The sequence below is a fragment of the Comamonas kerstersii genome (assembly GCF_002056725.1).
Lineage (GTDB): Bacteria > Pseudomonadota > Gammaproteobacteria > Burkholderiales > Burkholderiaceae_C > Comamonas > Comamonas kerstersii.
Map to the genome: position 1 here is coordinate 765,100 of NZ_CP020121.1, position 16,760 is coordinate 781,859.

The 16,760-nt window shown below is 61.3% G+C and carries 17 protein-coding genes; 7 read left to right on the forward strand and 10 right to left on the reverse strand.

Going from position 1 to position 16,760, the window contains the following annotated elements:
* The first annotated feature begins 221 nt into the window (after positions 1-221).
* Entirely contained in the window at positions 222-866 is a 645-nt protein-coding gene (locus B5M06_RS03600; RefSeq protein ID WP_054065199.1) for a histidine phosphatase family protein, read from the forward strand.
* 109 nt (positions 867-975) lie between these two features.
* On the opposite strand, the gene B5M06_RS03605 is transcribed toward B5M06_RS03600, so the two are convergent.
* From B5M06_RS03605 to B5M06_RS03620, 4 genes are all read right to left on the reverse strand, one after another.
* A complete protein-coding gene (locus tag B5M06_RS03605; protein WP_054065198.1) occupies positions 976-1,929 on the reverse strand; it encodes an N-carbamoyl-D-amino-acid hydrolase in 954 nt (317 codons plus the stop codon).
* A gap of 72 nt (positions 1,930-2,001) precedes the next feature.
* Positions 2,002-3,246, reverse strand: coding sequence for a Zn-dependent hydrolase (locus tag B5M06_RS03610; RefSeq protein WP_054065197.1), 1,245 nt, complete (start codon positions 3,244-3,246; stop codon positions 2,002-2,004).
* Positions 3,243-4,481, reverse strand: coding sequence for a diaminopropionate ammonia-lyase (locus B5M06_RS03615; protein ID WP_054065196.1), 1,239 nt, complete (start codon positions 4,479-4,481; stop codon positions 3,243-3,245). Before B5M06_RS03615 ends, B5M06_RS03610 begins: the two co-directional genes overlap by 4 nt.
* A 47-nt stretch (positions 4,482-4,528) precedes the next feature.
* Positions 4,529-5,401, reverse strand: a complete 873-nt coding sequence (locus B5M06_RS03620) for a MurR/RpiR family transcriptional regulator (RefSeq protein WP_054065195.1) — start codon at positions 5,399-5,401, stop codon at positions 4,529-4,531.
* 330 nt (positions 5,402-5,731) lie between these two features.
* On the opposite strand from B5M06_RS03620, the gene B5M06_RS03625 reads away from it, so the two are divergent.
* From B5M06_RS03625 to B5M06_RS03640, 4 genes are all read left to right on the forward strand, one after another.
* Positions 5,732-6,532, forward strand: a complete 801-nt coding sequence (locus tag B5M06_RS03625; protein WP_054065194.1) for a transporter substrate-binding domain-containing protein — start codon at positions 5,732-5,734, stop codon at positions 6,530-6,532.
* Positions 6,533-6,679: 147 nt separating this feature from the next.
* Positions 6,680-7,345, forward strand: coding sequence for an amino acid ABC transporter permease (locus tag B5M06_RS03630; protein WP_054065193.1), 666 nt, complete (start codon positions 6,680-6,682; stop codon positions 7,343-7,345).
* Between the two features lie 14 nt (positions 7,346-7,359).
* Positions 7,360-8,013, forward strand: a complete 654-nt coding sequence (locus tag B5M06_RS03635; protein WP_054065192.1) for an amino acid ABC transporter permease — start codon at positions 7,360-7,362, stop codon at positions 8,011-8,013.
* A gap of 11 nt (positions 8,014-8,024) precedes the next feature.
* Positions 8,025-8,789 carry an amino acid ABC transporter ATP-binding protein gene (locus B5M06_RS03640; protein ID WP_054065191.1) on the forward strand — a complete coding sequence of 255 codons (765 nt, stop codon included), beginning with the start codon at positions 8,025-8,027 and terminating at the stop codon, positions 8,787-8,789.
* Between the two features lie 132 nt (positions 8,790-8,921).
* Here B5M06_RS03640 and B5M06_RS03645 read toward each other — a convergent pair whose 3' ends face one another.
* Positions 8,922-9,422, reverse strand: coding sequence for a YbhB/YbcL family Raf kinase inhibitor-like protein (locus tag B5M06_RS03645; RefSeq protein WP_054065190.1), 501 nt, complete (start codon positions 9,420-9,422; stop codon positions 8,922-8,924).
* A gap of 164 nt (positions 9,423-9,586) precedes the next feature.
* On the opposite strand from B5M06_RS03645, the gene B5M06_RS03650 reads away from it, so the two are divergent.
* A complete protein-coding gene (locus B5M06_RS03650) occupies positions 9,587-9,781 on the forward strand; it encodes a YqaE/Pmp3 family membrane protein (protein ID WP_054065189.1) in 195 nt (64 codons plus the stop codon).
* Between the two features lie 65 nt (positions 9,782-9,846).
* Here the strand turns inward: B5M06_RS03650 and ccsB are convergent, their stop codons facing one another.
* The 3 genes from ccsB to B5M06_RS03665 all read right to left on the reverse strand — a co-directional run bounded on the left by ccsB (position 9,847) and on the right by B5M06_RS03665 (position 14,096).
* Positions 9,847-11,184, reverse strand: a complete 1,338-nt coding sequence (ccsB, locus tag B5M06_RS03655) for a c-type cytochrome biogenesis protein CcsB (RefSeq protein WP_054065188.1) — start codon at positions 11,182-11,184, stop codon at positions 9,847-9,849.
* A complete protein-coding gene (locus B5M06_RS03660; RefSeq protein WP_054065187.1) occupies positions 11,181-13,355 on the reverse strand; it encodes a cytochrome c biogenesis protein ResB in 2,175 nt (724 codons plus the stop codon). Before B5M06_RS03660 ends, ccsB begins: the two co-directional genes overlap by 4 nt.
* Positions 13,356-13,472: 117 nt before the next feature.
* Positions 13,473-14,096 (reverse strand): c-type cytochrome, encoded by a 624-nt coding sequence (locus B5M06_RS03665; protein ID WP_054065186.1) that lies wholly within the window; start codon positions 14,094-14,096, stop codon positions 13,473-13,475.
* Between the two features lie 70 nt (positions 14,097-14,166).
* Between B5M06_RS03665 and yihA the strand changes: the two genes are divergently transcribed.
* Positions 14,167-14,883 (forward strand): ribosome biogenesis GTP-binding protein YihA/YsxC, encoded by a 717-nt coding sequence (yihA, locus tag B5M06_RS03670; RefSeq protein WP_054065185.1) that lies wholly within the window; start codon positions 14,167-14,169, stop codon positions 14,881-14,883.
* Positions 14,884-14,966: 83 nt separating this feature from the next.
* Here yihA and B5M06_RS03675 read toward each other — a convergent pair whose 3' ends face one another.
* Together B5M06_RS03675 and B5M06_RS03680 are read right to left on the reverse strand one after the other, a co-directional pair.
* Entirely contained in the window at positions 14,967-15,845 is an 879-nt protein-coding gene (locus B5M06_RS03675) for a lysophospholipid acyltransferase family protein (protein ID WP_054065184.1), read from the reverse strand.
* Positions 15,842-16,705, reverse strand: coding sequence for a lysophospholipid acyltransferase family protein (locus B5M06_RS03680; RefSeq protein WP_054065183.1), 864 nt, complete (start codon positions 16,703-16,705; stop codon positions 15,842-15,844). Before B5M06_RS03680 ends, B5M06_RS03675 begins: the two co-directional genes overlap by 4 nt.
* Between the last annotated feature and the right edge of the window lie 55 nt (positions 16,706-16,760).

Genomic DNA, 16,760 nt, shown 5'->3' on the forward strand with positions numbered 1-16,760 from the left:
CTGCTCATGTTTATAGCGAGAAGCACCTGAATTCACGCAAAAAGCGCACAACTTGCTTGCCTTCACGCAAAAAATCTTGTTTCGCCTGCACAGGCGTTGTATGCGCGCATGCGAGACAATGGCGGATTCGCTGCTTGCCAATGACAGCGCTGCTGCACAGTGCCGGGCAAGCATGTTGGCTTTGCCTTTTCTTCCGAGGGCCTGCTGGCCCACTTTGCTGCATGCAAGCTACCCGCATCATTGCCATACGCCACGGCGAAACCGCCTGGAACGTGGACGCCCGCATCCAGGGGCATCTGGACATTCCTCTCAACGACATCGGCCTGTGGCAGGCCGAGCGCGCAGGTGCTGCGCTGGCGGATGAGCGCCTGGATGCCATCTACAGCAGCGACCTGCAGCGCGCACTGAGTACGGCGCAGGCTGTAGGCCAGACCACAGGCTGCCCCGTACAGCCCGATGCAGGCCTGCGCGAGCGCTGCTTTGGCAGCTTTGAGGGGCACACCTTCAAGGAAGTCGAGGCCGAGCAGCCCGAGCAGGCCCTGCGCTGGCGCAAGCGCGATCCGGACTTCGTGCCCGATGGCGGCGGCGAATCGCTGGCCATGCTGCGCAGTCGCATTCAGCATACGGTAGACCGCCTGGCCTCGCAGCACATGGGCGGCCAGATTGCACTGGTGGCCCACGGCGGCGTCATGGACATGCTCTACCGCCTGGCCACCCGCCAGGACTTGCAGGCCCCCCGTACCTGGGAGCTGCACAACGCAGCCATCAACCGTCTGCTGTGGACACCCGAAGGGCTGACGCTGGTGGGCTGGGGGGATGTGGCCCATCTGCAGGGGCAAGGCGTGCGTGATGAGTTGCTGAGCTAAGCACGCTCCCATAAAACAAGCGGCCAGCGTTTGAATTGACAGGATTTCAGAAAGAAAAATATCTGAAACCTTTATTTTTCAAGCGCTGGCCGCTTTTCTTTTCAGAGCATCAACCCTTCCACGGCGTGCCGTCAGCCGCCAGGGTTTCGCCCTTTTTCTGCACGATCAGGCCATAGCACTCGGGGTGGCGGTGCAGGTCAAAGTTGAACGTGGTGCGCTTGTAGACGGCGCAGAAGTCCAGATCTGCACGGCCCAGCACCACTTCGTCATCCTTGGTGATGCAGCGCGCCACGACTTCGCCGCTGGGGGCCACCATCAGGCTGCCTGCAATGCTGTCCACACCCTCTTCCACCCCGCCCTTGGCCACGCTGGCCACCCAGCAGCCGTTCTGGTAGGCCCCGGCCTGCACAGAGAGCTGGTTGTGGAACAGCGACAGATCATCGTGCTGCGGCGCGGGTGCGTTGTGTACGGGCGTGTTGTAGCCAATAAAGATCATCTCCGCGCCCTGCAGCGCCATGACGCGGTAACTCTCGGCCCAGCGGCGGTCGTTGCACAGCGCCATGCCCATGGTGCCGCCAAAGGCCTGGTACACACCAAAGTGTTTGCCGGGTGTGAAGTAACGTTTTTCCAGATGCTGGAATTTGCGCCAGGGCTCGTGCTCGAAGTGACCGGGCACGTGGATCTTGCGGTACTTGCCCACAATCTGGCCGCGCTTGTCCACGAGGATGGCGGTGTTGTACTGCATGAGCTGGCCCTCTTCCTCCGCCAGCTCGGCATAGCCCAGGTAAAAGCCAATGCCCAGATCGCGTGCCAGCTCGAACAGCGGCATGGTGTCGCGGCCGGGCATTTCGCGCTCGTAGTAGCTGTGCAGCTCGGCCTGATCTTCGATGTACCAGCGCGGGAAAAAGGTGGTCAGCGCCAGCTCGGGATAGACAATAACATCCGCGCCCAGGCTCTTGGCCTCGCGCATCATTTCACACAGACGCTTGACCACGCTGGCACGCGAATCGGCTTTCTGCACGGGCCCCAGCTGGCCCAGGGCAACATTGACAATACGGCTCATTTTTAACTCTCCCTTTGATAGCTGCCAGCGCTTGCTACATCTGCGCTAGCAGCCAATTTCTTTCAAAACTTCTTAGCTGTTCGCTGCTTCCAGCAGCACCTGCAGCAGCACATTCGCGCCCTGCTCCAGCTGGTGGGCATCGGTGTGCTCACGCACGTTGTGCGACAGGCCACCGGCGCTGGGCACAAACACCATGGCGGTCGGGCAGATGCGCGCCAGCATCTGCGCGTCATGGCCTGCGCCGCTGGGCATGCGCAGCGTGGACAGGCCCAGCGCCTGCGCGTGCTGCTCCACGCGGTGCACCAGCTGTGCGTCAAAGGCCACCGGTTCAAAGTCCGCCAGCTGGCGGTGGCTGAACTGCACACCTTGCTGGGCAGCCAGCCCCCGTGCAAAAGCCAGCACCTCAGCCTGTGCATCGCGCAGGCGCTGGCCGTCGGTATTGCGCAGGTCCACGGTCATCAGCGCTTCGCTGGCAATCACATTGATCAGATTGGGCTTGAGCTGTACGGCCCCCACGGTGCCCAGCTGGCGGCCGCCGTAGCGCTGCACCAGATCGGCCACAAAGGCCGCCACGCGCATGGCGCACATGCCTGCGTCATGGCGCAGTGCCATGGGCGTGGTGCCTGCGTGGTTGCTGGTGCCCTGAAAGTGCAGCTCCATCCAGCAGATACCCTGCACACCTTCGACCACACCAATGTCTACGCCCTGCTGCTCCAGCACCGGGCCTTGTTCAATGTGCAGTTCCACAAAGCGGTGCACCTTGGGTGCGCCCACGGGGGCTGAGCCTGCGTAGCCAATGCGCTGCAGTTCATCACCCAGGCGTGCGCCGTTGTCCACAGCTTGGGTGGCCAGCGCTGCTTCGAGCGGCATGCCACCCACCATGACCAGGCTGCCCAGCATGTCCGGCTGAAAGCGTGCACCCTCCTCGTTGGTGAAAAACGCCACCTGCAAGGCACGGCGCGTGCGCAGCCCCGCATCGCGCAGCGTGGCCACCACTTCCAGCCCAGCCATCACGCCATAGTTGCCGTCATACAGGCCGCCGGTGCGCACGGTGTCGATATGGCTGCCCGTCATCACGGGCAGGGCGTCGGCCTCCGTGCCCGCATAGGTGGCGACCACGTTGCCAATCGCGTCAATCTGCACCTCCATGCCCAGATCGCGCATCTGCTGCACGGTCCAGTCGCGGGCAGCTTGGTCGGCATCGCTGAGCGCCAGGCGGTTGGTGCCGCCGCCTTCGAGCGCACCACACTGGCCCAGATCACGCAGGCGCTGCAACAGGCGCGCACCGTCAATGCGCAAAGTGTTCAGATCGCTCATGCACGCTCCTTGGCACGGGCGGCCACGGCTTCGGCGCTTTCGCCCACCAGCTGTTCGTACAGCGCGGGGTCGGTCGCAGCTTCAGAGCCAAAGAACAGAATGCGGCTGTCGGCATTCAGGCCCAGCGTCTGCCTGGCAGCATCGCTCTGGCTGGCGGCAATGGCGGCCGCCACTCCGGCTACGGCAGATTCACCGGCGACGATCACTGGGTCGCTGCCCAACGGGTGGGCCAGCAGGCGCATGGCCGCCACGGCGGCATCGTCAGGAATCACGCAGAAGACATCTGTGCCTTTTTCCAGAATCTCCCAGGCCAGGTGCGAGACCTCACCACAGGCCAGGCCTGCCATCAGCGTGTCGATATCACCCGTCACCGCCGTCAGCTGCCCGGCCTTGGCGCTTTGCGTCAGGCAGTCGGCCTTGTCTGGCTCCACCACCACATAGATGGGGCGGTCACCCGCATCACGCTCCCAGAAGTAGCCGCAGACGGCGGCGGCCAGTCCACCCACCCCAGCCTGCACAAAGATGTGCGTGGGGCGCTCAGGCAGCTGCTGCGCGGCTTCTTCCACCATGAGCTGGTAGCCCTGCATCACATCGCGCGGCACCTCCATGTAGCCGGGGTAGGAGGTGTCAGAAATCACAAAACGGCCGTACTGCTTGGCATCCAGATCGGCCTGGCGCACGGCATCGTCATAGTTGCCTGCCGTGCGCACCACCTGTGCGCCGTATTGCGCAATGGCCTCCTTGCGACCTTCGCTGACGGTGGCGTGGATGTAGATCACGCACTGGCAGCCAAACAGCTGCGCACCCCATGCCACGGAGCGGCCGTGGTTGCCATCGGTAGCGCAGGTGACGGTGATGCCACCGCACAGGGCACGCAGCTCGGGCGTGAGCAGGTCTTGCGTGGTGAGCGTGCGGCCCAGCTGGGCACCCAGCTCACGGCACAGCAGACGAGCCACCGCATAGGCTCCACCCAGCGCCTTGAAGCTGCCCAGGCCAAAGCGGCTGCCTTCATCCTTGTAGTGCACGCTGGCTACGCCCATGGCCTGTGCCAGTGCGGGCAGGCTGTGCAGTGGCGTGACGGCATAGCCCTGCCATTGCGTGAGTTCGCGCTGCGCCAGCGCCAGCGCATCAGCGCCCAGAATTTCACTGCGGCGCGCGCCATAGGGGGTCATGCGGTTGGCTGCCGGATTGGCCAGGCATTCAACGGTCAGGGAGGGGAGTACGGAAGCAGTCATACAGGCTTTCGGTCAGGAAAAAAGAGGTTGCATACAGGCCGCAGCCTTCACAGCTGCGGCTCCAGATCGTTCAAGGCCACATGCAGCCGTTCAATGCGCGCCAGCCGCTCCTGCGTGGCGTTGCGCAGCTGCTGCGCCAGCGTGGCGGCCAGAAAGTTCACCAGGCTGACGCCACAGACATAGGAATCAAACAGGCCCTGCTGGCTGCTGGCACCGCAGCGCAGCACCACCTGCGCCTGCATGGCCAGTGCAGATACGGGCGCATCGGTCAGCACCACGGTCTGGGCACCCACGGTGCGTGCTGCTGCCAGCACCTGCGGCAGGCGTGTGCTGCGGCGGCGAAAGTCCACGGCCAGCACCACATCCTTGTCGCTGGCGCAGGCCAGCAGATCCGCCTCGCGCCCGGCCGCGTCGTTGAGCGTGAGCACCTCAGGCCGCACCTGGGCCAGCAGCGACTGCGCATAGAACGCCGTCAGGTGGCTGTGGCGATAGCCCACCACCCAGACCTTGCGTGCCTTGCGCAGCAGGGCCAGTGCGGCTTCCAGCTGTGCCTGGGGCACGGCTTCTGACCATTCCTGCAGGCGTGCGGCATCCAGCTGCAGATGCGCCTGAAACTGCTGACCCACGCTGTCGCTGCTGCGCTTGCCCTGCATGCGGGCCAGCGGTGACTGCTGCTCCTGTGCCTGGCGCAGCGCATGGCGAAACTCGTCATACCCGGCGTAACCCAGACTGCGGAAAAAACGGGCTGCGCTGGACTTGGATGTGCCAGCCAGATGGGCCAGCTCCGTGGCCGAGTAGCCCAGCAGCTCGCGCTGGCGTGCCAGCACGACGTCGGCAATCTTTCGCTCTGCATCAGACAGCGCGCCATAGACATGGCGAATGCGTGATTCCAGCGTGGTAGCAGTGGCGGTGTGCGTCATACAAAAGGCCTTGTGTCTCCAACGTGGTGCGCCGCACCAACATGGAGACGGTCTGCACCAACTTCTGAAACTTTTGTGCCAGTTTCTTGAAATACTGGCACTTTGGTTTCATGCTCAGCACCTGGAATGCAAAAGCAATGCCTGTTTGCACGCATTGCCCCCTTCCTTGTGAATCAAGGCTTTGTCACCGTTTTTGTATACAGCGGTGCAACCAGCGCCCACGCACTGAAACAGCCCAGCACCACCGCTGAAACTCAGATTTCAAAAAGCTGGCACGGTCTGTGCTCAGAGCACTCCATCTGAAATTTTTTGTTCCACGGAGTGTTCAACATGTCCCTGACCCGCCGCCTTTTTGCCGTCAGCGCCGTTGCTGTGACTGCCCTGACCGTTGCTTCCGGTGCCTACGCCCAGGAAGACAAGTCCCTGCAAAACATTCTGGACAAGAAGTCCATCGCACTGGGCATTCCTACCGACTACCCACCGTATGGCTACATGGGCCCTGACTTCAAGCCCACCGGCATGGACGTGGCCGTGGCGCAGCTGATTGCCGACAAGCTGGGCGTGAAGGCCGAGCTGGTGCCCGTGAGTACCCCCAACCGCATTCCCTACCTGCAGTCCAAGAAGATTGATCTGATCGTCTCCTCCCTGGGCAAGAACGAAGAGCGCGCCAAGGTGATCGACTTCACCGTGGCCTATGCCCCCTTCTTCCAGGCCGTGTTCGGCCCCAAGGACGTGGAGATCAAGAGCTTTGAGGATCTGGGCGGCAAGACCCTGTCCGTGACACGCGGCACCATCCAGGACGATGCCCTGCAGGAGCTGGCCCCCAAGACACTGAAGATTCAGCGCTTTGAAGACGACAACTCCACCATGGCGGCCTTCATGAGCCAGCAGACCCAGTTTGTGGCCGTGGGTGCTGCCGTAGCCGCTGCTGCGCTCCAGAAGAACCCCAAGGTGCAGGCGGAGTACAAGCTGCTGATCAAGGATTCGCCCAACTACATCGGCGTGCGCAAGGGTGAAACCGAGCTGCTGAACAAGGTCAACGACATCCTGCGCACCGCCAAGACCGACGGAACCATTGAAGCCTATTCGCAGAAGTGGCTGGGTCGCGGTGCGGGCAACCTGCCTGACTGATCCATCGCTGCGCCGTCACCCCTGACTACGCTGCCGCACCGGGGATGACACAGCTGCGAACCTGAACGCGCAGGCACGGACTGCCTGCGCCCCAGTGGGTGCAAGGCCCACACCGTTTTCCGGATTCCGTTTTCACAAGAGTTGCCCATGACCATGGATTTCTTACCAGTGCTGGCCAATTGGCCAATGCTGCTCAAAGGGCTGCTGCTCACCCTTGTGCTCACCGCCTTTGCACTGCCCATGGGCGTGATGCTTGGCATTGCCTGCGCCTGGGCCCGCCTGCATGCCGGGCTGGCGGTGCGCACGCTGGTCGCCACCTATGTGGAGGTGTTTCGCAACACCCCGTTCATCATCCAGCTGTTTTTTCTGTTCTTCGGCCTGCCCTCCATGGGCGTGCGCCTGTCGCCAGAGACCGCCAGCATTCTGGCCATGACGCTGAACCTGGGCGCCTATGCCTGCGAGCAGATCCGCGCTGGCATTGAAGCCACGCCGCGCGGCCAGCTGGAAGCGGCCATGAGCCTGGCCCTGAACCGCTGGCAGACCTTTACCCGTGTGGTGCTGCCCCCTTCACTGGGCCGCGTGTGGCCCGCGCTCACGGGCCAGATGATCATCGTGATGCTGGGCTCTGCCGTGTGCAGCCAGATCTCGACCGAAGAGCTGTCCTACGCCGCCAATCTGATCTCCAGCCGCACCTTCCGCAGCTTTGAAAGCTACATCGTCGTCACGCTGGTGTACCTGATGCTGGCCGTGCTGCTGCGCCAGTTCCTGGTGTGGATCGGCCCCCGCTTTATCTTTGGCCGCCGCCGCGCCTGACCCGGAGAGACACCATGGTTGAATTCACCTTCTGGGACATTGCCTACCAACTGCTGCTGGCCCTGCGCTGGACGGTAGCGCTGTCCGTCATCGCCTTTGTCTGCGGCGCACTGCTGGGTCTGGGTCTGCTGGTGCTGCGCCTGTCCAAGCTGCCCGGCGCCACCCGCTGTGTGAGCCTGTATGTGCAGATCTTTCAGGGCACGCCGCTGCTGATGCAGATCTTTCTGACCTACTTTGGTCTGGCGCTGATCGGCATCGACACCTCGCCCCTGCTGGCTGCCAGCGTCTGCCTGACGCTGTACTCCGCCGCCTATCTGAGTGACATCTGGCGCGGCTGCGTGGAATCCGTGCCCCGTGGCCAGTGGGAAGCCTCGGCCAGCCTGGCCATGAGCTTTACCGAGCAGCTGCGCCACGTCATCCTGCCGCAGGCCATGCGTCTGGGCATTGCGCCCACCGCCGGTTTTGTGGTGCAGATCATCAAGGGCACAGCGCTGACCAGCGTGATTGGTTTTATCGAAATCACCAAGGCTGGCCAGCTGATTGCCAACGCCACGTTTGAGCCCTTCCTGGTCTACGGCTGCGTAGCCGCCCTGTACTTTGCCCTGTGCTTTCCACTGTCGCTGTGGAGCCAGCGCCTGGAGCGCCGCCTGCGCCCCCAACGTTCCTGAATCTGAGACCTATGACTGCACCTGTTTCCTCCCCTCCCATCCTGCCACTGGTCGATATCCGTGGTCTGCGCAAACGCTACGGCAGCAATGAAGTGCTCAAGGGCGTAGACCTGCAGATCCAGCGCGGCGAAGTGGTCTCTATCATCGGCAAGAGCGGCTCCGGCAAGAGCACGCTGCTGCGCTGCATCAACGGCCTGGAAGTCTTTCAGGAAGGCCAGCTGACGGTGCACGGCCAGCCCCTGCAGGCCGACAACCCGCAGGCCATGCGCGAGCTGCGCAAGAACGTGGGCATGATCTTCCAGAGCTTCAACCTGTTTCCGCACCTGTCGGTCGGCCGCAATGTGATGCTGGCCCCCACGCTGGTCATGGACCAGCCCAAGGACGTGGCGCGCAGCAATGCCGAGCGCCTGCTGGCGCGTGTGGGTCTGGCAGAAAAGTTTGATGCCATGCCCGACCAGCTCTCGGGCGGGCAGCAGCAGCGCGTGGCCATTGCCCGTGCACTGGCCATGGACCCGGAAATTCTGCTGTGTGACGAAGTGACCTCGGCACTCGACCCCGAGCTGGTCGGCGAAGTGCTCAGCGTGGTGGAAAGCCTGGCCGAGCAGGGCATGACCCTGGTCATGGTCACGCATGAAATGAACTTTGCACGCAAGGTGAGCGACCAGGTCGTCTTTATGCACCAGGGCAAGGTGCATGAAATGGGCCCTCCCGAGGAACTGTTTGGCACCCCCAGGACACCGGAGCTGCGGCAGTTTCTGGGCATGAACACGCATTAAAAGCACGCCAACAAACGCTTAAAACTCCTAAAAACAAAGCGGCTAGCGCTTGTGTTTGCTTGATTTCAGATACAAAACCATCTGAAACCCACAAATATTCAGCGCTAGCCGCTTCAGTTTTTGAAAAGTTCTTTACGCCGCGCGTGCGTAGGTCGAGGTAAACGATGCCTTGGCAATGGTGTTGGCGTTGATCATGAAGCCGCCCACTGCCGTGGTCGCGTCTTCGGGAATATCGAGCCTGTCCACCGACAGCGCATGCACCGTGAAGATGTAGCGGTGGGGTTTGTCACCCGGTGGCGGGCACATGCCACCCCAGGCGTAGATGCCATAGTCATTGCGCATCTGGCGTGCGCCGTCGGGCAGGTTGGCGCCGCTCTTGTCTCCGGCGTTGGCCTTAAGTTCTGTGACACTGGCGGGAATATTGATCACCATCCAGTGCCACCAGCCCGAGCCCGTCGGTGCATCGGGGTCATACACGGTCACGGCAAAGCTCTTGGTGCCTTCGGGTGCGCCGCTCCACTGCAGCACGGGCGACTGGTTGGCACCGCCGCAGCCGAACATGTCGGACTCAAACACGGGGGCGATGCTGCCGTCTGCGGGAATGTCGGGGCTGGTCAGTTGAAAGCTGCTCATGTCTCTGTGGCTCCTTATCACATCAGTCATCAGACCCGCAAAGTATGCCCTGCCGCTCGGCCCCTGCAAGCCATGGCATGCACAAAGCAGCTACTGCGGCGATACTTGCCCCCATGCCCGGGCACTGCCCCCGGCCCATTTTGACAACGCTTTTCTGTACTGCCATGCGCCTGCTGCTTGCCCTGCTTCTGCCGTTTTCCGTGTTCTTCACCATTGGCCGCCCCTTTGCCGGGCTGCTGTGCCTGATTTTGCAGATCACCCTGATTGGCTGGGTGCCTGCTGCCATCTGGGCCGTCTATGCGTTGAGCCAGTACAAGACCGACCAGAAGATCCAGCGTGCACTGGGCGATCGCCAGTAAGCACAGCCCATGAAAAAAGGAGCGCCAAGGCGCTCCTTTTTGTTGCTCCGACTGCTGCGCAGCGCTTACAGCTCACCATAGCTGTGCAGGCCAGACAGGAACATATTCACGCCCAGGAAGGCAAAGGTGGTGATGGCCAGACCCACCAGCGCCCACCATGCCGATACCGTGCCGCGCAGGCCCTTCATCAGGCGCATGTGCAGCCAGGCAGCGTAGTTCAGCCAGACGATGAGTGCCCAGGTTTCCTTGGGGTCCCAGCTCCAGTAGCCGCCCCAGGCTTCTGCGGCCCACAGCGCCCCCAGCACGGTGGCAATGGTGAAGAAGGCAAAGCCCACGGCGATGGACTTATACATCACATCGTCCAGAATTTCATAGCTGGGCAGACGTGATGCAATCTGTTTGCGTGCTGCCAGAATGGCCGCCACGATCAGGGCAGAAATGCCAAAGTACACAATCCAGTAGCTGCCACCCATTTCCTGGCTCTGGCGGAAAGCCAGCGGCTCAAAGCACAGGGCCACGCCCAGCAGCCACAGCGGTGCCAGCTTGTACCACCGCGTCTCCTGCGCCTGTTGCTTGATCAGATAGGCAAAGGCCACCATGGCCGCCAGCGCAAAAGTGCCATAGCCAATAAAGTTGGCCGGCACGTGCAGCTTCATCCACCAGCTTTGCAGTGCAGGCACCAGGGGCTGGATTTCATGCGCCTCACGCACCACGGTGTACCAGAGCAGAAAGCCCACGGCAGCGCTGACCACCAGCATCACAAAACCACCCAGCGCGCGGGTCTTGTACTGCGCTTCGTAGTAGAGGTAGAACAGCGATGTCATCCAGATGAACATCACAAACACCTCGTACAGATTGCTCACTGGAATGTGGCCAATGTCTGGCCCCAGCAGATAGCTCTCATACCAGCGCACCATGGTGCCCACCAGGGCCAGCGTCACGGCCATCCAGACCATGCGCGAACCGATCTTGCTGAAGCTGTCACGCTCGCCCTTGGCAAACAGGCCAATCCAGTAAAACACCGTAGCCATGAAGCACAGCATGCTCATCCACAGGATGGCTGACTGGCTGGACAGAAAATATTTGAGGCCAAAGACCGTGTCTGAACGGTCAATCTGCGCCACACCATCTGGCCCCTGATACAGCCAGATCGCCAGCAGCGACAGCGCTGCCACGGCCAGCATCAGCTTTTGCAGCGGCCGCCAGAACCAGCCCAGCCAGATCATGCAGGGAACCGTGCCCACCAGAATGGCCTGTTCGTAGCCATCCATGGCATAGCTGTAGCGCTGGAAGGCAAAGCCCCCGCCCGCAATCACCAGCACGGCAAACAGCCAGTCCAGCCAGTTGCGGCGTGCAAAAAAGCCCTCATTCAAGGTGATGGTGGAAGTAGTCGTACTACTCATACAGAACGCTCCGTGGGGGGATGCTCGTTGCCGGGGGCGCGGAGCAGCTTTTCTTGCAATTGCTCAAATTCTCGGTCAGTGTCCATGATCTTGCGGTTGGAAGACAGCGCCATCGTGGCCTGTGCCTTGCCATCTTGCGCTGCCACCCAGACCCACAGACGGCGGTCACGCACATACAGCATGGCAAACACGCCAATGATCAGGAACAGACAGCCCAGATACACAATGTATTTCCCCGGCGCACGCGCTACCTGGAACACGCTGGCCTGCACCTGGGTAAAGTCTTGCAGCATGAAAGCCATGGGCGCTGGGTAGAACTGCGCATCGCTGAGCGCAAAGACGGACTGCGTCATGAAAGCCAGGGTCTGCGGGCCAGCTTCCATAGCGGGCAGTCCGGCTTTTTCACGGCTGAGCTGTGCCAGGTCATACAGCACGCCATTCAGAATGCGTAGCAGCACTTCGCTGGCGCGTTCACGCTCGGCCTCCGGCACACTGGACTCGATGAACTGCGCCACGGCCTGCAGGCCACCATCAGGCTTGCCACCGTCGATGGCCAACGTAGTCCCTGCAAACAGGTTCACTACGCGCAGTGCAGACTGCGCCAGTGCTTCGCGCAGGTCTGCGCGGTCTTCCTGCACCGCCTGCTTGGCATAGCGACGCACGGCTTCTTCACGCATGGCGGGGTCCATCAGCGCAGCGCGCAGACGCATAAAGCCTTGCATGCTGCCCTGCTCATCGGCTGGCAGACGCAGGTAGCGGAAAGGCTCGGCCTGTGTCTCACGCACGCCCAGCAGGAAGACAGCGCCACCGTCGCCCAGGTCCACAGGGCTCATATAGTTCTGGTATTCACGCGCCTGGCCCGAAGCATCACGCAGCTTGTAGCCAATGCTGGGGCCGATATTGCGCAAGTCCTTGCCACCTGTAGTCTTGTGACCAGCACCCAGGCGCGACTCAATGGAACTGCGCAGATCTACCTTGCGCACATCCACGGCGGTATCACCCGGTGTTTTCTGCGAACCGAAGTTTTCGACGTTGATGGTGCGCAGTTCGGTAAATTCCAGCGTCAGCGCATCTTCGGGCTTGCTGGAGCCTGCACGCAGCAGCTGGGTGCTGGTGCCAATATGACCATCCACCTCAAACCCCTCTCCGCCCAGCGTGAACGGCACGGCCTGCAGCTTCACGCGTGAGCCCCCATCGTCAAAGCTGGACTGGTAGATCTCCATGCCGCGGTAGCTGGCGGGATGGTTGACCTCAATACGCTTTGCGATCTGCTCGCCAGTTTCCTTGTCGTGGATGATGATGTCGCTGGCAAACAGCTTGGGCATACCCGTGTCGTAGTACTCGACAATGAACTTCTTCAGCTCTACCGAGAAAGGCAGCGGCTGCAGCAGCACGCCATCCGACTGGTTCAGAATGGCCGTGTCAGCCTGCGTGCCCTCAGCCACCATCAGATTGCCTCGGAAGGTGGGGTTGCGCATGGACAGGCGGTGCTGCTCAGGCACGTCCGAGATGCGGCCTACGCCGGTGTATGGCGTCTTGTCACCAAACCACATCTGCGCACGCACCACCATGTCACCATCGAGCAGGCCACCAATACAGATCAGCACAATCGCCGTGTGGGCAGCGATGTAACCCAGCTTGTTGGCTGCACCCGCCTTGGCCGCGAGCATATAGCCCTTGCCCTGAGGCAAGGCACGCTCCTGCAGCTTGACCTTCCAGCCACTGCGCGCCAGCACGCCGCCGATGCGCTGCGCTGCCGCCTCTGGCGCCTCATTCAGTTCAGCCTGCGCCTTGTGGTGAAAGGCCTGCAGGCTCTGGACGCGGATGTTTTCCTTGTAATTGCGCAGGTCTGCCAGGTACTTGGGTGTATGGCGCAGCAGACACAGACTGGTGCTGAGCACCAGAAATGCCAGGATCAGCAGGAACCACCAGGCGCTGTAGACCGCATTGAGCTTGAGCGCCAGAAACAGCTCCGCCCAGAAAGGTCCGAACTGGTTGACGTAATTGACCGCAGGTTCGTGCTGCTTGAGGACCGTGCCGATCACCGAAGCAATACAGATCACGGTGAGCAAGGCAATTGCAAAACGCATGGATGCCAGCAGTTCCATGACTGCGCGTACATGCTGTGGGCGGTCGTGCGGGGCAGGCTGGCCAGAAGATGAATCAGACATGGAAGAAAACACCGGAACCCGGATAGCAAAAGGCGGGGCCATCGTACACGATGGCCCCGCCCTGAATGAGAGTCGTTGTGCGCGGCAAGTTCCCGCTCAAACCGTCATCTGTTTGATTTAGCGCAAGCCGGCAATATAGTCAGCCACAGCCTTGATCTCGCGATCCGTCATCTTGGCGGCGACATCACGCATCTGCACGCTGTTGTTACGGCTGCCATCGCGGAAAGTGTTGAGCTGCTTGATGGTGTAGTCCGCATGCTGACCCGCCAGACGTGGGTACTGCGAGGGAATACCGGCACCATTGGGGCTGTGGCAGCTGGCGCAGGCAGCAATATTGCGGTCTGCAATGCCACCACGGTAGATGCGCTCACCCAGCTGCACCAGTTCCTTGTCGGTGGCATAACCAGGCTGCGCCTTCTGCTGTGCCAGCCACGCAGAGATGTTGTTCATCTCTTCGTCGGACAGCATCATGGCAAAGCCCTTCATCACAGGATCTGCACGCTTGTCGTCCTTGAAATCGTGCAATTGCTTGATCAAATACTCAGGATGTTGTTGTGCCAATTTGGGATTGATGACAATCTGTGAATTGCCATCCACTCCATGACATGCTGCGCAGACAGCCTCATAGCTGGCCTGGCCCTGAACGAGGTCAGCCTTAGCAGGGGTTTCACCCGCAGCAATTGCCGGGAAAACGGGTGCTGCCAGCGCGGCAGCCGTCATCAAAGAGGCGAGCAACTTCATATTGTGGGTCTGGTTATGTCCGCAAAACCGCCAGATTCTACAATGAGGCCTTCACGCTTAATACTCCCCCATGACGACCAACTCTTCTACATTTGCTGCGGGTCAAACTTCCCTCATTGATCCCAAAATCGCAATGGGCTGGATGCATACTGCGCGGTTCCTCACCACAGCTGCGCAGCTGGACCAACTGCCCAAGGTGGACGTGCCCGAAATCGCTTTCGTGGGCCGCTCCAACGCTGGCAAGTCCACCTCCATCAACACCTTGACGCAGCAAAAGCAGTTGGCCTTTGCCTCCAAGAAACCCGGCCGCACCCAGCACATCAACCTGTTTGCGCTGGGCAAGCAGGGCGTGACGGATGCCGTGCTGGCTGACCTGCCAGGCTACGGCTATGCCGCAGTTTCACACTCGGACAAGGAGCGCTGGCAGCGCGTGATGCTCAACTACCTGCTGCAGCGCGAAAGCCTCACCGCCGTGGTGCTGCTGTGCGACCCACGCCTGGGCCTGACTGAACTGGACGAAGCCCTGCTGCACGCCCTGCGCCCCCGCGTAGAAAAGGGACTGAAGTTCCTCGTGCTGCTGACCAAGGCGGACAAGCTCACGCGCTCCGAGCAGGCCAAGATTCTGTCCATCACCAAGCTCAATGCAGCAGGTGGTGAAGTGCGCATGTTCTCTGCGCTGAAGAAGCAGGGCGTCAACGAAGTGGCGCAGCTGCTGTGGCACTGGAGCCATCCTGAAGGTCTGCCTCCTGTGCTGGAAGCAGTCCCCACACCCCGCACCCAAGGCTGACCGCAACTCCCAACCAATAAAGCCAGTCATTGACTGGCTTTATTTTTAATAGCTGCCAGCGCTTGCTACATCAGCGCTAGCGGTCATTTTTTATACAAAGACTCCTGCCCATCAGGCCGTGTCTTGAAACGCCGGTGCACCCAGTAGTACTGCGGAATCATGGTGCGAATCGCAGCTTCCAGTTCACGGTTCATGCGCGCTGTGTCGGCCACATGGTCTTCAGTAGGAAAGTTGTCCCAGGCAGGCGTCATCTCCGCCACATAGCCATCAGGCGTCATGCGGTTGTACAGCCCGACCACCTTGGCCTTGCCCAGGCGCGCAAAGCGCGACAGTGAAGGAATGGTGGCCGTCTCCGGCACGGCAAAGAACGGCACGAAGACGGAGTCGTTCTTGCCATAGTCCATGTCCGGCAGCAGATACAGCAGACCGCCTTTGCGCAGCGTGGAGATGATGGGCTTGACCCCATCGGCACGGTTGAGCATGCGCACCTTGCCAAAGCGCTGGCGGCCAGCCATGAACCAGGCATCCAGCACCGGATCAGGATTGGTGGCAAAGATGGAGGTGAACTCGCGCTCGGTGTTCAGGGGCAGGGCCAGACCTCCAGCATCCATGCTGTAGAAGTGTGGCGCAAACACAATCGTGGGTGTGTCGCCATCCAGCTCATGCACGGCTCCCGTGAGCTTGACGCGGCTGCGCACCAGCGCCTCCGAGCCAAACCACAGCCAGCTGCGGTCCAGAAAGGTCTGGCAGAACACGACAATGCTTTCCTTGGCGAGCGCCTTGCGCTCGGCATCGGTCTTTTCAGGGAAGCACAGTTCCAGATTGCGCAGCGCTACCTTGCGGCGCGGCGCTGCCACCACATACAGCACATTGCCCACGACGCGCCCCAGCCCGCGCAGCACAGGCAGCGGCAGCTTGGCCAGCACATGCATCAGGCCCACGCCCAGTTTGCTCCAGCTCATTGCGCACCACCTTCTGCATCGGCGCTCACTGCGGCTTCACGGCGGGGCTGCTTGTAGCGGCCATAGCCCCAGAGGTATTGCTCGGGGCATTGACGAATCGTATGTTCCATAGCCTGGTTGATCTGCACCACGGCCGTATCCAGATCACTGGACAGCTGCGCAGGCAAAGCTTCAAAAAAGAGTTCATAGCCACGACCTGCAGGCAGGCGCACACAGCGCACCAGAATAACCGTAGCCCCGGTCTGCAGCGCCAGCCGCGCCGCCAGGGTCATGGAGTAGGAGTCTTTGCCAAAAAATGGCGCCCACTGGCCCTGCCCGTGGGGCGGCACCTGGTCAGGCAGCAGGCCCACAGCCTGCCCCTTGCGCAAGGCCTTGATCATCTGTCGCACACCAGCCAGCGTGGTGGGTACGGCCTGAATGCCGCTGCGGTTGCGCGCGGTGAGCATCATCTCAGCCAGCCAAGCCTGCTTGGCCGGGCGGTACAAGATGGTGATAGGGCCATGCTCGGCCGACCACAGATTGGCCGCACCCTGCACCGACAGCTCAAAACAGCCCAGATGCGGCGTCAGAAACAGAATGCCCTTGCCTTTGGCCCAGCCCTGCTCCACACACTCCGTGCCATGCACGGCATTGACGGCTGTGTCCTTGAGCCACAGGCGTGGCAGCTCTGCCACCATGCGACCGGCATGCGCAATCGCGGGACGCACCTGTGCAAAGCGGTAGCCCGCCTGCGTGCTGTTGGCTGCAAAGCGTTTCCTGTAGGTGGGCGAGCACAGCCACGCAATCCAGCCCATGGCAGCACCCAACAAGTGCGCCAGGGGTAAAGGCACTACTGAAAGAAATCGAAAAAGGCTTGGCATTACAATAGAGGACTGTCGCCGAGTTAACAGAGCAACTTGCAGGGCGACATAAAAC

Excerpts from the sequence above, each read along its gene's own strand:
- B5M06_RS03630 (WP_054065193.1), top strand. The coding sequence starts at position 6,680 with ATGACCATGGATTTCTTACCAGTGCTGGCCAATTGGCCAATGCTGCTC.
- B5M06_RS03680 (WP_054065183.1), bottom strand. The coding sequence starts at position 16,705 with ATGCCAAGCCTTTTTCGATTTCTTTCAGTAGTGCCTTTACCCCTGGCG.
- B5M06_RS03625 (WP_054065194.1), top strand. The coding sequence starts at position 5,732 with ATGTCCCTGACCCGCCGCCTTTTTGCCGTCAGCGCCGTTGCTGTGACT.
- B5M06_RS03600 (WP_054065199.1), top strand. The coding sequence starts at position 222 with ATGCAAGCTACCCGCATCATTGCCATACGCCACGGCGAAACCGCCTGG.
- B5M06_RS03665 (WP_054065186.1), bottom strand. The coding sequence starts at position 14,096 with ATGAAGTTGCTCGCCTCTTTGATGACGGCTGCCGCGCTGGCAGCACCC.
- B5M06_RS03635 (WP_054065192.1), top strand. The coding sequence starts at position 7,360 with ATGGTTGAATTCACCTTCTGGGACATTGCCTACCAACTGCTGCTGGCC.
- B5M06_RS03610 (WP_054065197.1), bottom strand. The coding sequence starts at position 3,246 with ATGAGCGATCTGAACACTTTGCGCATTGACGGTGCGCGCCTGTTGCAG.
- B5M06_RS03615 (WP_054065196.1), bottom strand. The coding sequence starts at position 4,481 with ATGACTGCTTCCGTACTCCCCTCCCTGACCGTTGAATGCCTGGCCAAT.
- ccsB (WP_054065188.1), bottom strand. The coding sequence starts at position 11,184 with ATGAGTAGTACGACTACTTCCACCATCACCTTGAATGAGGGCTTTTTT.
- B5M06_RS03650 (WP_054065189.1), top strand. The coding sequence starts at position 9,587 with ATGCGCCTGCTGCTTGCCCTGCTTCTGCCGTTTTCCGTGTTCTTCACC.
- B5M06_RS03645 (WP_054065190.1), bottom strand. The coding sequence starts at position 9,422 with ATGAGCAGCTTTCAACTGACCAGCCCCGACATTCCCGCAGACGGCAGC.
- B5M06_RS03675 (WP_054065184.1), bottom strand. The coding sequence starts at position 15,845 with ATGAGCTGGAGCAAACTGGGCGTGGGCCTGATGCATGTGCTGGCCAAG.
- B5M06_RS03620 (WP_054065195.1), bottom strand. The coding sequence starts at position 5,401 with ATGACGCACACCGCCACTGCTACCACGCTGGAATCACGCATTCGCCAT.
- B5M06_RS03640 (WP_054065191.1), top strand. The coding sequence starts at position 8,025 with ATGACTGCACCTGTTTCCTCCCCTCCCATCCTGCCACTGGTCGATATC.
- B5M06_RS03660 (WP_054065187.1), bottom strand. The coding sequence starts at position 13,355 with ATGTCTGATTCATCTTCTGGCCAGCCTGCCCCGCACGACCGCCCACAG.
- B5M06_RS03605 (WP_054065198.1), bottom strand. The coding sequence starts at position 1,929 with ATGAGCCGTATTGTCAATGTTGCCCTGGGCCAGCTGGGGCCCGTGCAG.
- yihA (WP_054065185.1), top strand. The coding sequence starts at position 14,167 with ATGACGACCAACTCTTCTACATTTGCTGCGGGTCAAACTTCCCTCATT.